Raw genomic sequence first — 18,155 nt, 5'->3', positions numbered from 1 at the left:
AAACGTCGTCCCCGCGCAGGCGGGGACGACGGTCGAACGCTAACTAAATTACTGCACCGCGTCCTTGGGCGCCGGCGCCGGTCCCGACTTGGCCCAGAACTTCCACCACGGCGCATCGCCGCTGCCCTTGCCGCCCAGGAAGTGGCTGTTCGGGTAGTTCTTCTGGAACACGCGCTGGGTGTCGTCGCGCAGGTCGAACATGCCCAGCTTGTCGTAGGCGCGGATCATGATGAACAGCGCTTCCTCGCGCGCCGGCGAATCCGAGTAGTCGGTCACGGCGCCTTGCGCACGGTTCAGCGCGGCCAGGTAGGCGCCGCGGCGGTAGTAGTAGTTCGCCACGTGGACCTCGTAGGAAGCCATGGCGTTGATCAGGTAGTTCATGCGCAGGATCGAGTCCGGCGCGTATTTGCTGTTCGGGAACTTGTCGACCAGTTCCTTGAAAGCGGCGAAGGCTTCGCGGGTCGCTTTCGGATCGCGCTCGGTCGGGTCCTGCGCGTAGATGAAGCTCATGAAGCCGATCTGGTCATTGAAGTTGATCAGGCCGCGCAGGTAGTACATGTAGTCGACCTGCGGGTGGTTCGGGTGCAGCTTGATGAAGCGTTCCACCGCGGCCAGCGCCTCGGCCTGGTCCTGGGCCTTGTAGTGGGCGTAGGCGATTTCCATCTGCGCCTGGGTCGCATAGGTGCCGAACGGATAGTTGGTTTCGAGCTTTTCGAACAGCTTGATGGCGGCTTCGTAGTGGGCGCCGTCCATTTCCTCGCGCGCCTCAGCGTATAATTTCGACGCTGACACGTTCTTGCTATCGTCGGACTTTCCCGGCAACAAGCCGCAAGCTGACAAACTGAGCAGAGCACCCGTCACAACCAATACAGACAATTTTTTTTGCATGAGCTTTTTGCAAGAAAGTTTTTACCGAGATACAACGAACGGCTGATTATAGCCGATGGGAACAACGTGATATTAAATGCTGCGCCGAATTCGGCGGAAATGCCTCTCGACCCCGATTTGGACGACGACCTGGACGCCGAGTTCGCACCTGAACCCGGCCTGGCCCCGGGCGGTGCCGACTTTTCGCCGATTACCCTGACCCTGGACCCGTCGCACTGCGGCCAGCGCCTCGACAAGGTCGTGGCAGGCCTGGTGCCGCAGTTCTCGCGCAGCCGCCTTCAGCAATGGTTCGACGCCGGCCACATCCTGGTGGACGGCAAGCCGGCGAAGGGCAAGAACACGGCCTACGGCGACGAGACCATCGTCGTGGTGCCGCAGCCGGCGCCGGAAGACACGGCCTTCACGCCGGAACCGATGGAACTGAACATCGTCTACGAGGACGAGTCCATCATGGTGATCAACAAGCCGGCCGGCCTGGTCGTGCATCCCGGTTCGGGCAACTGGTCCGGCACGCTGCTGAACGGCCTGCTGCACCGCTGTCCGCAACTGGTTTCGGTGCCGCGCGCCGGCATCGTGCACCGCCTCGACAAGGATACCAGCGGCCTGATGGTGGTCGGCAAGACGCTCGAAGCCCAGACCGACCTGGTGCGCCAGCTGGCGGCGCGGTCCGTCAAGCGCGAATACTTCGCCCTGGTGTGGGGCACGCCGCGCCTGTCCGGCACGGTCGATTCGCCGATCAGCCGCCACCCGACCGAGCGCACCAAGATGGCGGTGTCGAACGCGCCGATGGCCAAGCCGGCGATCACGCACTACGAACTGCTGGCGAAGGGCGAGCTGGACCGCCGTCCGGTCAGCCTGGTCCAGTGCCGCCTCGAAACCGGCCGCACCCACCAGATCCGCGTGCACATGCAGTCGCTGGGCTACAGCCTGGTCGGCGACACCGTGTACGGCAAGCCCCACCTGCTGTCCTTCTTCCACCGCCAGGCCCTGCAGGCGCGCCGCCTGGGCCTGACCCATCCCGCCACCGGGGAGCACATGGAATGGGTCGTGCCGCTGGCCGACGATTTCGCCGAACTGCTGGCGCGCGCCGGCATCGACGAGCCGGAAGCGGCCTGATGGCGGGACTGCCCATCGACGATGTGCTCCGGCCCGACTGGCCGGACCTGCCCGCCAACGTCGGCGCGCTGGCGACCACCCGCCTGGGCGGGGTCAGCGCGGCGCCTTTCGATGACGGCCAGGGTGGTGGCGGCCTCAACCTCGGCCTGCACGTGAAGGACGATCCGGACGCCGTGCGCGAGAACCGCGCGCGCCTCCAATCCCTGTTGCCGGGACGCCCGGCCTGGATCGCGCAGGTGCATGGCGCCGACGTGGTCGAAGCGGGCTTGGTGCAGCCGGGCGCGCCGGTGCAGGTCGGCGATGCCAGCATCGCTACGGAGCCCGGCGTGGTTTGCGCGATCCTGACCGCCGATTGCCTGCCGGTGCTGTTCGCGGACCTGGAAGGTAAGGTGGTCGGCGCCGCCCATGCGGGCTGGCGCGGGCTGGCGGGCGGCGTGTTGGGTGCGACCGTGGCCGCGATGCGCGCGCGGGGCGCCGGCGGGATCACGGCCTGGCTCGGGCCCGCGATCGGTCCGCAGGCCTTCGAAGTCGGGCCGGACGTCGTGGAGGCCTTCCGCGCCGCGCTGCCGGATGGCGCGCATGAAGAGGGCTTCCGGCCTTATCCTGGACGCGACGGCAAGTACCTGGCCGATATCTACCTGCTCGCGCGCCGCCTGCTGGCGCGCGACGGCATCACCCGCGTGCATGGCGGCGGCCGTTGTACCTTCACCGAGGCCGATCGCTTCTATTCCTACCGGCGGGACGGGGCAGGGAGCGGGCGCCAGGCCAGCCTGATCTGGCGCGTTTAAGCGGAATCAAGGGCCAGGCGCACTTCCGCGCTTAGAGTGCTGAGCTTCCCGCTTGCGTGCACGTCGCCTGCGCGCATGTCCGCGCCACGCTCCCGTCAGGTAAAAAACGAGAGATAATGGCAAGATGCCGTAAAAGAGAAACGTCATGATGCCGGCCACCACGGAGGGCTCGGTGGCCGCCATCAGGGTCACGACATACATCCATCCGATGGCGACGATCCACATGATGCTTTCCCTGTCTGCACGCTTGAATACCCGATTCTAAACAATGGACGCCGATATGAATACGCCCGAAGCCACTCAGCAGCCTGGCGCTGCCTGGATGTCGCAGTTTTCCGATCCCTCCGTCTGGCAGTCCTGGATGAAATTTCCCGATCCATCGGCGTTTGGCGGCGGCATGGCGCTGCAGGCCGCGCCGGTGATGCGCATGCTGGGCGATTTCGGCGCCGGCCTGCCGAAGGCCAGGCTGGAAGCGCTGCGCGACGACTACCTGCAGAAGGCGACGCGCCTGTGGCAGGACGTCATGAGCGGCAAGACGCCCGAGTTCAAGGACAAGCGCTTCTCGGCGCCCGAATGGACGGCGAATCCGCTGTCGGCCTTCAGCGCCGCGTCCTACCTGCTGAATGCCGAATTCCTGATGGCGATGGCCGAAGCCGTCGAAGCGCCGACCCGCGACAAGCACAAGATCCGCTTCGCCGTGCAGCAGATCGTCGACGCGCTGTCGCCGGCCAACTTCCTCGCGACGAACCCGGAAGCCCAGCAGAAGCTGATCGAGACCAAGGGCGAGAGCCTGACCAAGGGCTTGCAGAACATGCTGGCCGACATGCAGAAGGGCCGCATTTCGCAGTCCGACGAGTCGGCCTTCGAAGTCGGCCGCAACGTCGGCATCACGCCGGGCACGGTGGTATTCGAGAACGAACTGTTCCAGCTGATCCAGTACACCCCGGCGACGCCGACGGTGCACGAGGTGCCGTTGCTGATGGTGCCGCCCTGCATCAACAAGTTCTACATCCTCGACCTGCAGCCGGAAAATTCGCTGGTGCGTTATCTGGTGGAGCAGGGGAATACCGTGTTCATGATGTCCTGGCGGAATCCCGACCGGAACCTTGGCAAGCTCGGCTGGGACGATTACATCGAACAGGGCGCCATCCAGGCCCTGAACGTGGCGCGCGACATTTCCGGCAAGGACAAGGTCAACGTGTTCGGCTTCTGCGTCGGCGGCACCATCGCCGCCACCGCGCTGGCGGTCGAGGCGGCGCGCGGACGCCAGCCGGCGGCCAGCCTGTCGCTGTTCACGACCCTGCTCGACTTTTCCGACAATGGCGTGCTCGACGTGTTCGTCGACGAAACCCAGGTCGCCCTGCGCGAGCAGCAGCTGGCGGCGGGCGGGCTGATGCCGGGGCGCGACCTGGCGACCACCTTCTCGTCGCTGCGGCCGAATGACCTGGTGTGGAACTACGTCCAGCAGAATTACCTGAAGGGCAAGACTCCGCCGGCCTTCGACCTGCTGTACTGGAATGCCGACAGCACCAACCTGCCGGGCCCGATGTTCTGCTGGTACCTGCGCAACACCTACCTGGAAAACAGGCTGAAGGAGCCGGGGGCGTTGACGGTGGCCGGCGTGAAGGTCGACCTCGGCAGGATCGACTGCCCGGTGTTCATCTATGGTTCGAAGGAAGACCACATCGTGCCGTGGGAAGCGGCGTTCGCCGCGATGAACCTGCTGAACCCGAAGAAGGCGAAAGCGAACCGGTTCGTGCTGGGCGCGTCGGGCCACATCGCCGGCGTGATCAATCCGGCCTCGAAGAACAAGCGCAGCCACTGGGTCAACCAGGCCAACGGCCGCACCCGCCCGAAGACTCCGGCCGACTGGATGGCCGGCGCAACCGAAGTGAAGGGCAGCTGGTGGCCGGAGTGGGTGAAATTCCTTGCCGAAAACGGCGGCAAGGATGTGGCGCCGCCGGCCCAGCCGGGGAATGCCCGCTACCAGGCGATCGAGGCGGCGCCGGGACGCTACGTCAAGGCGCGCGCCGACTAGGAAGCCGGACCAAGTTCTTGGCGGACAGGCAACTTGCTAGAAAAATACGTGAGTTGCCTGTTGAATAATTGCTGCGCCTGCGTTCACAACGTGGTATTTTAGAGAATATCCTCTTGGAACGGAGACGCCGCGGCACAGCCAGTATGCCCGCGGACCGCATAACAAAAGCGCTGCGGCGCAATATTTGGAACCTGAGATGAGCAGTGGAAAAAAAAGCAGCGAACGCCTGATCAAGAAATACCCGAACCGCCGGCTGTACGACACCCAGACCAGCTCCTATATCACGCTGTCCGACGTCAAGCAGCTCGTGCTCGATGCCGACGAGTTCACCGTGGTCGACGCCAAGACCAACGAAGACCTGACCCGCAGCATCCTCCTGCAGATCATCCTGGAAGAAGAAGCCCACGGTGCGCCGATGTTCTCGAGCGCCGTGCTGTCGCAGATCATCCGCTACTACGGCCATGCGATGCAGGGCATGATGGGTTCCTACCTGGAAAAGAACGTCCAGGCCTTCACCGACATCCAGAACAAGTTCGTCGGCTCGGCCGCCGGGGCCCTCGAGGGCAAGCCGTTCTCGACCGAGATGTGGACCCAGTTCATGAATATCCAGGGCCCGATGATGCAGGGCATGATGAACAACTACATCGACCAGAGCAAGAACCTGTTCCTGCAGATGCAGGAGCAGATGCAGAGCCAGAGCAAGGCGATGTTCGGGACCTTCCCGTTCGGGGTGCCGACGGACAAGAAATAACCGTCGTCCCCGCGCAGGCGGGGACCCAAGTTTGTTGAGCAGACAATAAGCGAGCAGAACTTGGGTCCCGCCTGCGCGGGGAGTCGCTTCCGGCAATGCCGGGAACGACATGGTCCGGTACCTGTCCCATTTTCACCCCTCGGTTTTCCTCCTCCCCCGCTTCCTGTACAATCGCGGATTGCCCAGAATTTTTCGCCGCAATCCGACATGCAAGAACTCCGCCGTAAGCCTCTTCCCGATTCCCAAGATTCCGCCGCCGCGGCCGCTGAAGCGCCGGTCATGATTCCGCCCGCTCCCGCGACGACGAACGGCGCGACGCCCAAGGTCGGCTTCGTCTCGCTCGGCTGCCCGAAGGCGCTGGTCGACTCCGAGCAGATCCTGACCCAGCTGCGCGCGGAAGGTTACGAGACCGCCAAGTCGTATGCCGGCGCCGACCTCGTGATCGTCAACACCTGCGGCTTCATCGACGCCGCCGTGCAGGAGTCGCTGGACGCCATCGGCGAAGCGCTGGCCGAGAACGGCAAGGTCATCGTGACCGGCTGCCTCGGCGCCAAGAAGGATGCGGCGGGCGACGACATCATCACCAAGGTGCACCCGAAGGTGCTGGCCGTGACCGGCCCGCACGCCGTGGCCGAGGTGATGGAATCGGTGCACATCCACCTGCCGAAGCCGCACGACCCCTTCGTCGACCTGGTGCCGGACCATGGCGTCAAGCTGACCCCGAAGCACTACGCCTACCTGAAGATTTCGGAAGGCTGCAACCACCGCTGCAGCTTCTGCATCATCCCGTCGATGCGCGGCGACCTGGTGTCGCGTCCGATCCACGACGTGCTGCAGGAGGCCGAGAACCTGTTCAAGGCCGGCGTGAAGGAATTATTGGTCATTTCGCAGGACACCAGCGCCTACGGCGTCGACGTCAAGTTCCGTACCGGCTTCTGGAACGGCCGCCCGGTCAAGACCCACCTGACCCAGCTGACCGAAGAACTGGGCAAGATGGCGAAGGAGTACGGCGCCTGGGTGCGCATGCACTACGTCTACCCGTACCCGCACGTCGACCAGGTGATCCCGCTGATGGGCGAGAATGTCGTGCCTTACCTCGACATCCCGCTGCAGCACGCCCATCCGGACGTCCTGAAGCGCATGAAGCGCCCGGCCAGCGGCGAGAAGAACCTGGACCGCATCCTCGCCTGGCGCAAGATGAACCCGGACCTGGTGATCCGCTCGACCTTCATCGCCGGCTTCCCGGGCGAGACGGAAGAGGAGTTCGAATACCTGCTGGACTTCCTGCGCGAGGCGCAGATCGACCGCCTCGGCTGCTTCGCCTACTCGCCGGTCGAGGGCGCGAGCGCCAATCAGTTGGAAAATCCGGTGCCGGAAGCGGTGCGCGAGGAACGCCGCGCGCGCGTGATGCTGCTGCAGGAAGAGATCTCGCTGAAGCGCATGCAGGCCAAGGTCGGCAAGAAGATCCGCGTGCTGGTCGACGAGGTCGGCCCGCGCGAAGCGATCGGCCGCTCGAACGCCGATGCGCCGGAGATCGACGGCGTGGTGCACATCAAGCGCGCGCTCCAGCCGGGCAAGGCCAAGCCGGCGGTCGGCGAGTTCATCGAGGTCGTGGTCACGAAGGCCGACGCGCACGATCTGTGGGCGACCGTGGCCTAAGGTTAACCCGTCGCTCCCGCGAAGGCGGGAATCCGGGTTCGTCGAGCAGTCGAGGCGCATGCAAACCTGGGTCCCCGCCTGCGCGGGACGACGGATCAATTCGGAGCAAAAACAATGACCAAAAAATCCCTCCAGACCACCCTGATCCACAGCGACTACCGCGCCCCCGAGGGTTTCGAAGCCTTCCCGGCCGCCATCCACCACGCCTCGACGGTCCTGTTCAAGGATGTCGCCAGCATGCGCAGCGGCGAGTGGAAGGACAAGAACGCCTACACCTACGGCCTGCACGGGACCCCGACCACCTTCACGCTCGAAGCCCGCCTGGCCGAGATCGAGGGCGGCAGCCACTGCCTGCTGGCGCCGTCCGGCCTGGCCGCAATCTCGATGGTCGACCTGGCCCTGCTGAAGTCCGGCGACGATGTCCTGCTGCCGGAGAACGTCTATAACCCGAACCGCGAACTGGGACGCTGGCTGTCCGCCGACTTCGGCATCACGGCGCGCTTCTACGACCCGCTGGTCGGCGCCGGCATCGCCGACCTGATCCAGCCGAACACGAAGCTGGTCTGGACCGAGGCGCCGGGCTCGGTCTCGATGGAAGTGCCGGACCTGCGCGCGATCTGCGCGGCGGCGAAGGCGAAGGGCGTGCTGGTCGCGCTCGACAACACCTGGTCGGCCGGCATCGCGCTGCGCGCCTTCGATCTCGGCGTCGACATCGTCATGCATGCGCTGACCAAGTACCAGTCGGGTGGTTCGGATGTGCTGATGGGCGCCGTGATCACCCGCGACAAGCTTCTCATCGACCGCATCGCCCTGGCCCACATGCGCCTGGGGCTGGGCGTCAGCGCCGACGACGCCTACCTCGTGATGCGCGGCCTGCCGACCATGAAGCTGCGCTTCGAGGCGCACGATGCCGCCGCGCGCAAGGTGGCGGCCTGGCTCAAGGCACGCCCGGAAATCACGAAAGTGCTGCACCCGGCCTTCGAGGATTGTCCCGGCCACGAGCATTTCAAACGCGACTTCACGGGCGCCGGCGGCCTGTTCTCGGTCCTGTTCGACGCGCGCTACACGGAACAGCAGACCGACCGCTTCGTCGATGCCCTGGCGCTGTTCGGCATCGGCTATAGCTGGGGCGGCGCCAACAGCCTGGTGATGCCGTACCGGATCCAGGGCATGCGCCGCAACTGGCCGGATGCCGGCATCCTGGTGCGCTTCAATATCGGCCTGGAAGATACGGACGACCTGATCGCCGACCTGGAACAGGCCCTCGGCAAGCTGGCCTGAGCCGGCCGGCAGGCTGACAGCGCGGTACAGGATGGCCACCTTCGGGTGGCCTTATTGTTTTCTGCAACAGGCATGCCTGAAATTATTTCCAGGTGGAAATCTTTGTGCTAAACTTTCCCATAAGCAATAATAGTTGCTTTCGGATAAGTCGCTGAGCCACACAAGGATAAACCATGACCACCACCACCTCGTCTGTCACCACCACGCTGGCATCCACGGTCGATGACCTCACCCTGACCGGCACGGCCGATATCAACGGTACCGGCAATGCGCGTAACAATACGATCACAGGCAATTCCGGTTCCAACGTGCTGAATGGCATGGGGGGCGCGGATACCCTGATCGGCGGCGCCGGCAACGATACCTATGTGGTCGACAACGTCGGCGACGTGGTCGTGGAACAGGCGGGCGAGGGCACGGATACGGTCCAGTCCGGCGTCAACCATACGCTGTCGGACAACGTGGAAAACCTGGTCCTGACCGGCAGCGCCAGCACGGCCGGCACCGGTAACAATCTCGATAACGTCATCACCGGCAACAGCGGCAACAATGCGCTGAGCGGTGGCGCCGGCAACGATACCCTGCTGGGGGGCGCCGGCAACGACGTCCTCGACGGCGGCAGCGGCGCCGACGACCTGCAGGGCGGCACCGGCAACGACACCTACGTCGTCGACGAGGCGGGCGACCTGGTGACGGAAGCCGCCGGCGCGGGCCTCGATACCGTCAACGCCGGCATCGACTACACGCTCGGCGCCAACCTCGAGAACCTGAGCCTGACCGGCACCGGCAACACCAGCGGCACCGGCAACGAACTCGATAACGCCATCACCGGCAATGCCGGCGACAACAGCCTGGCCGGCGGCGCCGGCAACGACACGCTGGATGGCGGCGCCGGCGTCGACCGGCTCGACGGCGGCAGCGGCAACGATACCTATGTGGTGGATAACCTCGGCGACGTGGTCGTGGAGCAGGCGGACGCGGGCAACGACACGATCCAGTCCAGCGTCGGCTATACCTTGAGCGACAATGTCGAGAATCTCGTGCTGACCGGCGCCGCCGCCATCAGCGGCAACGGCAACGAGCTCGACAATAATCTGGTCGGCAATGCCGCCGCCAACGCGCTGTATGGCTATGCCGGCAACGATACCATCGACGGCGGCGCGGGCGCGGACTCCCTGGTCGGCGGCACCGGCGACGATACCTATGTGGTCGACAACGCCGGCGACCTGGCGATCGAGAACGCGGGCGAAGGCACCGACAAGGTGCTGTCGAGCGTGACCCATGTGCTCGGCGCCAACATCGAGAACCTGACCCTGACCGGCGCCGGCAGCATCGGCGGCACCGGCAACGAGCTGGACAACACCATCACCGGCAATTCCGGCAGCAACGTCCTGGATGGCGGCGCCGGCAACGACACCCTGGTCGACAACATCGGCAACGACGTGCTCGATGGCGGCACCGGCGCCGACACCATGTCGGCCGGCACCGGGAACGACACCTACGTGGTGGACAATGCTGGCGACGTGGTGATCGAAGCCGTCGGCGCGGGTACCGACACCACGCGCTCGAGCATCGATTACACCCTGACCGACAACGTCGAGAACCTGACCCTGACCGGCAGCGCCGACCTGGACGGCACCGGCAACGTACTCGCCAATGTCATCACCGGCAACAGCGGCAACAATACGATCGATGCGCTGGCCGGCAACGATACCGTGAACGCGGGCGCGGGCGACGACCTGGTCCATGGTGGGGACGGCAACGACCTGCTGTACGGCGAAGGCGGCAGCGACATCCTGTACGGCGACGCCGGCAACGACCGCCTCGACGGCGGCGCGGGCGCCGACCAGATGGCCGGTGGCGCCGGCGACGATACCTACGTGGTCGACGACGGCGGCGACCTGGTCAGCGAAGACGCGGGCGCCGGCACCGACCTGGCCGAGTCCGGCATCACCTACACGCTGACGGCGAACGTCGAGAACCTGACGCAGACCGGCCTGGCCGACATCGACGGCACCGGTAACGACCTCGACAACATCATCAATGGCAATGCCGGCAACAATGTCCTGTCCGGCCTGGCCGGCGCGGACACGCTGAACGGCGGTCTCGGCAATGACACCCTGGATGGCGGCACCGGCGCCGACAACCTGCAGGGCGGACTCGGCAATGACACCCTGATCGGCGGCGAGGGCAACGACCTGCTGAACGGCGGCGCGGATGCGGACAACATGGCCGGCGGTACCGGCGACGACGTCTACATCGTCGACCAGGCCGGCGACCTCGTGACCGAGGCGCTTGGTGAGGGCACGGACCTGGTCCAGGCCAGCGTCCATTACACGCTCACCGACAATGTCGAGAACCTGACCCTAACGGGCAGCAATGCCATCAACGGCACCGGCAACGCGCTGGACAACACGATCACCGGCAACAGCAACAGCAACATCCTCTCGGGCGGCGCCGGCAACGACACGCTGTCCGACAATGGCGGCAACGACCGGCTCGACGGCGGCCTCGGCGCCGACAGCATGGCGGGCGGCAGCGGCAACGACACCTATGTGGTCGACAATGCCGGCGACCTGGTCACCGAGACCCTGAACAATGGCCTGGACACGGTCGAGGCGAGCGTCGACTACACCCTCACCGCGAACGTCGAAAACCTGGTGCTGACCGGTACCGACGACCTGGTCGGGAATGGCAATGCGCTGGCCAACGTCATCACGGGCAACAGCGGCAACAACACGATCGACGCCCTGGCGGGCAACGACACGGTGAATGCCGGCGCCGGCAACGACGTCGTCAGCGGCGGCGACGGCAACGATTCGCTGTACGGCGAAGCGGGCGACGACCAGCTGGCGGGCGGCACCGGCAACGACCTGATCAACGGTGGGCTGGGCGCCGACCGCATGGATGGCGGCCTTGGCGACGACACCTTCGTGGTCGACGACGCCGGCGACCTGGTCGTGGAAGCCGGCATGGGCGGAACCGACCTGGTCCAGTCCAGCATCACCTATACCCTGACCGCGAACGTCGAGAACCTGACGCTGACCGGCAGCGCCGACATCGACGGCAGCGGCAACGAGCTCGACAACATCATCAACGGCAATACCGGCGCCAACGTGCTGAACGGCATGGCCGGCAACGATACGATCAACGGCAATACCGGCGCGGATACGCTCATCGGCGGCGAAGGCAACGACGCGCTGAACGGCGATGCGGGCGACGACCTGCTGTCGGGCGATGCCGGCAACGACGTCCTGAACGGCGGCGCGGGCAACGACACCATGCGCGGCGGCAGCGGCGACGATACCTATTTCGTCGACAGCACCGCCGACATCACGGTCGAGAATGCCGGCGAAGGCCTCGACACCGTGCAGTCCACCGCCAGCTATACGCTGTCGGACAACGTGGAAAACCTGGTCCTGACCGGCAGCGCCAGCATCTCCGGCACCGGTAACGACCTCGATAACGTCATCACCGGCAACGGCGGCGCCAATGCGCTGAGCGGCGGCGGCGGCAACGACACCCTGTCTGGCGGCGGCGGCAACGACGTCCTCGACGGCGGCAGCGGCGCCGATAACCTGCAGGGCGGCACCGGCAACGACACCTACGTCGTCGACAACGCGGGCGACCTGGTGACGGAAGCGGCGAACGGCGGCACCGACACGGTCAACGCCAGCATCGACTACACGCTCGGCGCCAACGTCGAGAACCTGGTGCTGCTGGATGGCGCCGTGAACGGCACCGGCAATGGCCTGGCCAACAACATCACCGGCAACGCCGCCGATAACCTGATCGACGGCGGCGCAAGCGTGGACACCATGGCCGGCGGCCTTGGCGACGACACCTATATCGTCGATGCGACGGCCGACGCGGTGGTCGAGGCGGCCGGCGCCGGCAACGATACCGTGCGCGCCAGCGCCAGCTACACCCTGTCCGCGAACGTCGAGAACCTGGTGCTCACCGGCAGCGCGGCGATCAACGGCACCGGCAATGCGCTCGACAACAACATCACCGGCAACGGCGCCGACAACGTGCTGAACGGCGGCGCCGGCAGGGACGCGATGGCGGGCGGCGCCGGCAACGACAACTATATCGTCGACGACGCGGCCGACACGGTCGTGGAATATGCGGGCGAAGGCGTCGATTCGGTGCAGGCGAGCGTCAGCTACCGCCTGTCCGCCAACGTCGAGAACCTGAGCCTGACCGGCAGCGCCGCCATCGACGGCAGCGGCAACGAACTCGATAACGTCATCACCGGCAATGCCGGCAGCAACGTCCTGTCCGGCGATGCCGGCAACGACATCCTGGCCGGCGGCGCGGGCGCCGACCTGCTGCAGGGCGGGGCGGGCAACGACAGCTATCGCTTCGGCCGCGGCGACGGCGCCGACCGCGTGGTCGATGCCCAGGGCACCGATACGCTGCAGCTGACCGGCGGCCTGACCCAGGCCGACCTGGTGGCGACCCGGTCGGGCAACGACCTGGTGCTGACCATCAAGGGCACCAGCGACAGCATCACGCTGGCCGGCTGGGTCAGCCAGGCCGAAGGCGTCAACCGCGTCGCCTTCGACAACGGCAGCACGCTCGACCGCGCCGGCATGATCGGCCTGCTGGCCGATGCGCCGGCCGTCGCCGACAGCCTGGCCGCGCATGAAGACGGCGGCCCGGTCCAGGTCGCGCTGGCCAGTCTGCTGGCCAACGACGGCGACCCGGCCGCGGCCCTGGTGTCGGTGAGCGCAGCGTCGGCGCTCGGCGCCCAGGTGACGCTGTCGAACGGCGCCGTCCAGTACGACATCGGCGCCCGCTTCCAGGAACTGGCGCAGGGCGAAACGCTCAAGGACAGCTTCACCTATACCGTGCGCGACGACCTGGGCAGGACCTCGACCGCCGTCGTCGCCGTCGAGGTGACCGGCGTGAACGATGGCCCGGTGGCGGTATCCGACCGCGCCGCGTTCAAGGAGGCCGATGGCACCGCCATGACCGGCAACGTCCTTGCCAACGATGCCGATATCGATCATGGCACCGTGCTGCAGGTGGCGCGTCCGGGCACCATCGCCGGCGCCTACGGCACCCTGACCCTCGACAAGGACGGCAACTACAGCTATACCCTGAATCCGGCCGGCTCCTACGACGTGTCGAAGGCGGTGGCCGGCGTGCTGACCGAGCATTTCGACTACCAGGCGACCGACGGCATCGACAGCGCCGCGGCCACCCTCGAGATCGCGGTGACCCTGGCGAACCAGGCCCCGGTCGCGGAGGCCGACCTGGCGCAGATCGCCGAAGACGCGGCCGCGGCGAGCGGCAACGTGCTGGCCAACGACCACGATGCCAACCCGGCCGACGTGCTGAAGGTGGCGACGCCAGGCAGCTATGCCGGCACCTACGGCGCCCTGGTGCTGGCGCAGGACGGCGGCTACACCTACACCCTGGACAACGGCGACGCCCGCGTGCAGGCGCTGGCCCAGGGCCAGACGCTGGCCGAGCATTTCGGTTTCAACGTGACCGATTCGATCGCCACGGTCGCCTCGATGCTGGACATCGTCATCGCCGGCGCCAACGATGCGCCGGTGACGGTGGCCGACGCCGCGGCGGTCGCCGAAGACGGCGTGCTGGCGGCGAGCGGCAACGTGCTGGCCAACGACAGCGACGTGGACAGCGGCGCGGTGCTGAAGGTCGCGGCTCCGGGCAGCTATGCGGGCCTCTACGGCACCCTGGTGCTGGCGCAGGACGGCGGCTACACCTACACCCTGGACAACGGCGACGCCCGCGTGCAGGCGCTGGCCCAGGGCCAGACGCTGGCCGAGCATTTCGGTTTCGACGTGACCGATTCGATCGCGACGGTCGCCTCGGTGCTGGACATCGCCATCGCCGGCGCCAACGATGCGCCGGTGACGAAGTCCGACGCCGCGGCGGTCGGCGAAGACGGCGCGGTGGCGGCGAGCGGCAACGTGCTGGCCAACGACAGCGACGTGGACAGCGGCGCGGTGCTGAAGGTCGCCGCGCCGGGCAGCTATGCGGGCAACTACGGCACCCTGACGATTGCACAGGACGGCAGCTATACCTATTACCTGAACAACGACGCGAAGGCAGTGCAGTCCCTGGCCCAGGGCGCCTCGGTGGTCGACGCCTTCGGCTACGGCGCGACCGACGGCAGCGCGACCGTGGCCGGCAGCCTGGCGATCACGATCACCGGCAGCAACGACAAGCCGGTCCTGAAAGCCGACACGGCGACGATCCTGGCGAACCGGGCTTCGGTCGGCGGCAATGTCCTGCTGAACGACAGCGATATCGATGCCGGCACCGTGCTGTCGGCGACGGCGGGCACCTTCGCAGGCAAGTACGGCACCCTGGTGCTGAACGCGGACGGCAGCTATGTCTACGACCTCGACGCGACGGCCAGCGCGGTCAAGTCGCTGGGCCGCGGCGCCGCCGTGACCGAGCATTTCGACTACGCGGTCGACGACGGCTTCGCCGCCTTTCTCTCCACGCTGGATATCACGGTCGCGGGTACCAACGATGCGCCGGTCCTGATGAAGACGATGGCCGACCTGCACGTCAACTTCAACAAGGCGTTCTGGTTCCAGCTGCCGGCCGGCGTGTTCGCCGATGTCGACAAGGGCGATATCCTGGTCTACTCGGCGACCCTGGCCAACGGTTCGGCGCTGCCGTCGTGGCTGAAGTTCGACGCCGCCACCGGCACCTTCTCGGGCACCGCGCCGAAGCAGGTGACTTCCCTCGACGTGCGCCTCACGGCCACCGACAAGGCGACCGGCGCCGGCGCGAACCTGTCGGTGTCGGACGTGTTCAAGCTCTACGTCGACCACGGCAACAACGGCATCGGCAATGGCGTCGATGCGGCGCCGCCGGGCCAGCTGATGGACAAGGACACCCCGCCGGCCACGGACAGCCTGTGGCTGCTGCAGGCGGGCAGCGCGAACGGCCATGTCCAGACGCCGGGCGCCGGCCACGCCCTCAGCGGCGACATGATGGCGGCGCTGGTCGGTGTGCATGACGTGGGCACGATCGACTTCATGCTGCGCTGATTTAAGTCAGCGAAACGGGGCGGCCGGGGCGAAACCTCCGGCCGCCCCGTTTTTTTGCGGGAGCCTGTGCGGCGCCCGGGGCGTCAGACCGGCATCGCGCGGTTGTTGTTCAGGTCGAGGAAGCCGCGGATGATCCGGTAGGCCATCCATACCCAGGCCACCACGCCGACCAGCCAGGCCAGCGGAATCCCGATGATGGTGATGGCAAGGAAGATCGCCACCGCCATCCACACCACGTACCACCAGAACGAACGGATCATCCAGGTGTGGTGCGTGTAGACCATGGTTCCGGCCGTCTCCGGGCGCCTGATGTAATTGATGATCAGGACCAGCAGGTTCAGCATCCCGAGCGAAAAGAAGAAGGTCGCCGCATGGGCAATGTACAGGATGCGGGCGAACTGCTTCGCATCCTCGAGACCACGTTCGTAGACGAGTTCCTGGGACATTCCGGCCTCCTTGGCTGAGTGGGTGACGTCCCCCCGACGATAGCCGAATACGCGCTCAGGCGGCGCGCGCCCGGGATTGGACCCAGGAAACGATGCTGGCGGCGTCCATCGCCCCGGCCTGGCGCGCGACTTCCTGGCCGCCCTGGAACAGCGCGATGGTCGGGATGCTGCGGATGCCGAACAGCCCGGCGATATCCTGGGAAGCCTCGGTGTCCACCTTCAGCAGGCGGACCCGCGGTTCGAGCCGCCCGGCGGCCTGGGCATAGGCCGGCGCCATCATGCGGCAGGGGCCGCACCAGGCGGCCCAGAAATCGACCAGCACCGGAATATCGTTGCGGCTGATGTGGCGCGTGAAGCGCGCACTGTTCACGTCCAGCGGCTTGCCTTCGAACAGGTCGCGCGCGCACTTGCCGCAGACCGGCTTGTCGGCAAGCCGTTCGTGGGCGACGCGGTTGACGGCGTCGCAATGGGGACAGACGATGTGCATCGGATCGGCCATGATCGGCTCCTGCAAATAGCGATTGTTCAAGCGTCGTTCGTCCATATTGTAAAGCCGGCGCCGGCTGCCTGCCGGCCGTGCGACGTGCAGCGGTGCTCCCGGCATAGAATCTGCCCATGAGCGACAGCAACCCAGCACATACCGGCGCCGGCGGCGCGCGCCTGATCGGCTGCGCCGGCTGGAGCCTGCACAAGGACGTGGCGGCCGACTTCCCCGAGGACGGAAGCCACCTGGAGCGCTACGCGGCCGTGTTTCCCGCCGTCGAGATCAACTCCTCGTTCTACCGGCCGCACCAGCCACAGACCTACGCGCGCTGGGCCGCCAGCGTGCCGCCCGAGTTCCGTTTCTCCGTCAAGCTGCCGAAGGCGATCACGCACGAGGCGCGCATGCGCGATGTCGACGCGCTGCTCGACCGCTTCGCCCACGAGGCCAGCCACCTGGGTGCGAAGCTCGGCTGCGTGCTGGTGCAGCTGCCGCCGAAGGGCGTGTTCGACGAGGAGGTGGCGCGCGACTTCCTGCCGCGCCTGCAGCAGCGCCTCGGCTGCATGCTGGCGCTGGAGGGACGCCATCCGACCTGGTTCTCGGAGGCCGCCACCGCGGTCCTGCGCGAGCATGGGGTGACGCGCGTGATGGCCGATCCGCCGGCCGGCCAGCCCGGGCCGCACGTGCCGACGACAAAGGCCAGCTATATCCGCCTGCACGGCACGCCGAAGGTCTATTACTCGGACTATCCGCCGGCCTTCCTTGCCGAGGTGGCGCAGCGCATCGAGGTCTTGCGCGCCGGCGGCGCCGACTGCTGGTGCATCTTCGATAACACGGCGGCCTTCGCGGCGGTGCCGAATGCGCTCGAGGTGCTGCGCGCGTTCGCCGTCGGGACGTGAGCCGGCCATGGTCTGCGCCACCTTCCGCTTCTACGGCGAGCTGAATGATTTCCTGCCGCGCGAACGGCGCGGGCACGAGATCACGACCCCGTGCGCGCGCATGGCCACCACCAAGCACATGATCGAAGCGCTCGGCGTGCCGCACACCGAGGTCGCGCTGATGCTGGTGAACGGCGAGGGCGCCGGGCTCGACCTGCTGCTGGAAGAGGGCGACCGGGTCGCGGTCTATCCACGCTTCACCCGCTTCGACGTCGCGGACCTCGCGCCGGCGCCGGCCCTGCCGCCGGGCCGGCTGCGGTTCGTCGCCGACGCCCACCTCGGCGGCCTGGCGCGGCTCTTGCGAATGGCCGGGTTCGACACCATCTACGACAACAGCCTGCGCGACGACCAGGTCGAGGCGCTGGCGGTGGAAGAGGACCGCATCGTGCTGACGCGCGACCGCGAACTCCTCAAGCGCCGCACCATCGCCTACGGCTGCTATGTGCGGGCCCTGAAGGCCCAGGCACAGTTGCGCGAAGTGTTCGAGCGCCTGGGGCTGGCCGAGCGCGCGCGACCGTTCACGCGCTGCCTGCACGACAACGCGCCGCTGCGCGAGGTGGCCAAGGCCGCGGTTCTGGACCGGCTGCCGCCGCAGGTCGCCGCCACCCAGGAAGAATTCAGCACCTGCGACACCTGCGGGCGCGTCTACTGGAAGGGCTCGCACTGGCAGCGCATGAGCGAAGTCCTTCATAATGTACACTGTGACAATCCTTGCTTGACGACGTGAGC

13 protein-coding genes are annotated in these 18,155 nt (G+C 66.5%); 9 read left to right on the top strand and 4 right to left on the bottom strand.

Annotated elements, in window-relative coordinates; translation table 11 throughout:
* Positions 1-48 precede the first annotated feature (48 nt).
* Entirely contained in the window at positions 49-888 is an 840-nt protein-coding gene (locus AC3A6M_RS16085) for an outer membrane protein assembly factor BamD (RefSeq protein ID WP_487853732.1), read from the bottom strand.
* A 99-nt stretch (positions 889-987) separates the two neighbouring features.
* On the opposite strand from AC3A6M_RS16085, the gene AC3A6M_RS16080 reads away from it, so the two are divergent.
* Together AC3A6M_RS16080 and pgeF are read left to right on the top strand one after the other, a co-directional pair.
* Entirely contained in the window at positions 988-2,004 is a 1,017-nt protein-coding gene (locus AC3A6M_RS16080; protein ID WP_487853731.1) for an RluA family pseudouridine synthase, read from the top strand.
* Positions 2,004-2,792, top strand: coding sequence for a peptidoglycan editing factor PgeF (gene pgeF, locus AC3A6M_RS16075; protein WP_487853730.1), 789 nt, complete (start codon positions 2,004-2,006; stop codon positions 2,790-2,792). The genes AC3A6M_RS16080 and pgeF overlap by 1 nt, the downstream gene beginning before the upstream one ends.
* A 6-nt stretch (positions 2,793-2,798) precedes the next feature.
* Here the strand turns inward: pgeF and AC3A6M_RS16070 are convergent, their stop codons facing one another.
* On the bottom strand, positions 2,799-3,017 hold the full coding sequence (locus AC3A6M_RS16070; protein ID WP_487853729.1) for a hypothetical protein: 219 nt from the start codon (positions 3,015-3,017) through the stop codon (positions 2,799-2,801).
* Positions 3,018-3,072: 55 nt separating this feature from the next.
* Here AC3A6M_RS16070 and phaC point away from each other — a divergent pair, with 55 nt between their 5' ends.
* The 5 genes from phaC (at position 3,073) to AC3A6M_RS16045 (ending at position 15,561) form a co-directional block, all read left to right on the top strand.
* Positions 3,073-4,830 (top strand): class I poly(R)-hydroxyalkanoic acid synthase, encoded by a 1,758-nt coding sequence (gene phaC / locus AC3A6M_RS16065; protein ID WP_487853728.1) that lies wholly within the window; start codon positions 3,073-3,075, stop codon positions 4,828-4,830.
* A 196-nt stretch (positions 4,831-5,026) separates the two neighbouring features.
* The gene (gene phaR, locus AC3A6M_RS16060; protein ID WP_487853727.1) at positions 5,027-5,581 is read left to right on the top strand and encodes a polyhydroxyalkanoate synthesis repressor PhaR; all 555 of its coding nucleotides are present in this window, start codon (positions 5,027-5,029) and stop codon (positions 5,579-5,581) included.
* 279 nt (positions 5,582-5,860) lie between these two features.
* Positions 5,861-7,240: a 30S ribosomal protein S12 methylthiotransferase RimO gene (gene rimO / locus AC3A6M_RS16055; protein ID WP_487853726.1), complete on the top strand. Its 1,380-nt coding sequence runs from the start codon at positions 5,861-5,863 to the stop codon at positions 7,238-7,240.
* Between the two features lie 114 nt (positions 7,241-7,354).
* A complete protein-coding gene (locus tag AC3A6M_RS16050) occupies positions 7,355-8,521 on the top strand; it encodes a cystathionine beta-lyase (protein ID WP_487853725.1) in 1,167 nt (388 codons plus the stop codon).
* A gap of 173 nt (positions 8,522-8,694) precedes the next feature.
* The gene (locus tag AC3A6M_RS16045; protein WP_487853724.1) at positions 8,695-15,561 is read left to right on the top strand and encodes a VCBS domain-containing protein; all 6,867 of its coding nucleotides are present in this window, start codon (positions 8,695-8,697) and stop codon (positions 15,559-15,561) included.
* Positions 15,562-15,644: 83 nt separating this feature from the next.
* Here the strand turns inward: AC3A6M_RS16045 and AC3A6M_RS16040 are convergent, their stop codons facing one another.
* Positions 15,645-16,007, bottom strand: coding sequence for a DUF4870 family protein (locus AC3A6M_RS16040; RefSeq protein WP_487853723.1), 363 nt, complete (start codon positions 16,005-16,007; stop codon positions 15,645-15,647).
* 55 nt (positions 16,008-16,062) lie between these two features.
* A complete protein-coding gene (gene trxC / locus AC3A6M_RS16035) occupies positions 16,063-16,506 on the bottom strand; it encodes a thioredoxin TrxC (protein ID WP_487853722.1) in 444 nt (147 codons plus the stop codon).
* Positions 16,507-16,622: 116 nt separating this feature from the next.
* Between trxC and AC3A6M_RS16030 the strand changes: the two genes are divergently transcribed.
* Together AC3A6M_RS16030 and AC3A6M_RS16025 are read left to right on the top strand one after the other, a co-directional pair.
* The gene (locus AC3A6M_RS16030; protein WP_487853721.1) at positions 16,623-17,387 is read left to right on the top strand and encodes a DUF72 domain-containing protein; all 765 of its coding nucleotides are present in this window, start codon (positions 16,623-16,625) and stop codon (positions 17,385-17,387) included.
* A gap of 7 nt (positions 17,388-17,394) precedes the next feature.
* Entirely contained in the window at positions 17,395-18,153 is a 759-nt protein-coding gene (locus AC3A6M_RS16025; RefSeq protein ID WP_487853720.1) for a Mut7-C RNAse domain-containing protein, read from the top strand.
* Positions 18,154-18,155: the final 2 nt, after the last annotated feature.

The organism is Telluria sp. Soil_C_11, assembly GCF_057657395.1.
This window is presented reverse-complemented; position numbering and strand designations above follow the sequence as displayed.

Bases quoted from the DNA above. Each gene is read 5' to 3' on its own strand.
- AC3A6M_RS16070 (WP_487853729.1), bottom strand. From the start codon at position 3,017: ATGTGGATCGTCGCCATCGGATGGATGTATGTCGTGACCCTGATGGCG.
- phaC (WP_487853728.1), top strand. From the start codon at position 3,073: ATGAATACGCCCGAAGCCACTCAGCAGCCTGGCGCTGCCTGGATGTCG.
- AC3A6M_RS16080 (WP_487853731.1), top strand. From the start codon at position 988: ATGCCTCTCGACCCCGATTTGGACGACGACCTGGACGCCGAGTTCGCA.
- phaR (WP_487853727.1), top strand. From the start codon at position 5,027: ATGAGCAGTGGAAAAAAAAGCAGCGAACGCCTGATCAAGAAATACCCG.
- AC3A6M_RS16085 (WP_487853732.1), bottom strand. From the start codon at position 888: ATGCAAAAAAAATTGTCTGTATTGGTTGTGACGGGTGCTCTGCTCAGT.
- AC3A6M_RS16030 (WP_487853721.1), top strand. From the start codon at position 16,623: ATGAGCGACAGCAACCCAGCACATACCGGCGCCGGCGGCGCGCGCCTG.
- pgeF (WP_487853730.1), top strand. From the start codon at position 2,004: ATGGCGGGACTGCCCATCGACGATGTGCTCCGGCCCGACTGGCCGGAC.
- AC3A6M_RS16045 (WP_487853724.1), top strand. From the start codon at position 8,695: ATGACCACCACCACCTCGTCTGTCACCACCACGCTGGCATCCACGGTC.
- trxC (WP_487853722.1), bottom strand. From the start codon at position 16,506: ATGGCCGATCCGATGCACATCGTCTGTCCCCATTGCGACGCCGTCAAC.
- AC3A6M_RS16040 (WP_487853723.1), bottom strand. From the start codon at position 16,007: ATGTCCCAGGAACTCGTCTACGAACGTGGTCTCGAGGATGCGAAGCAG.
- rimO (WP_487853726.1), top strand. From the start codon at position 5,861: ATGATTCCGCCCGCTCCCGCGACGACGAACGGCGCGACGCCCAAGGTC.
- AC3A6M_RS16050 (WP_487853725.1), top strand. From the start codon at position 7,355: ATGACCAAAAAATCCCTCCAGACCACCCTGATCCACAGCGACTACCGC.
- AC3A6M_RS16025 (WP_487853720.1), top strand. From the start codon at position 17,395: ATGGTCTGCGCCACCTTCCGCTTCTACGGCGAGCTGAATGATTTCCTG.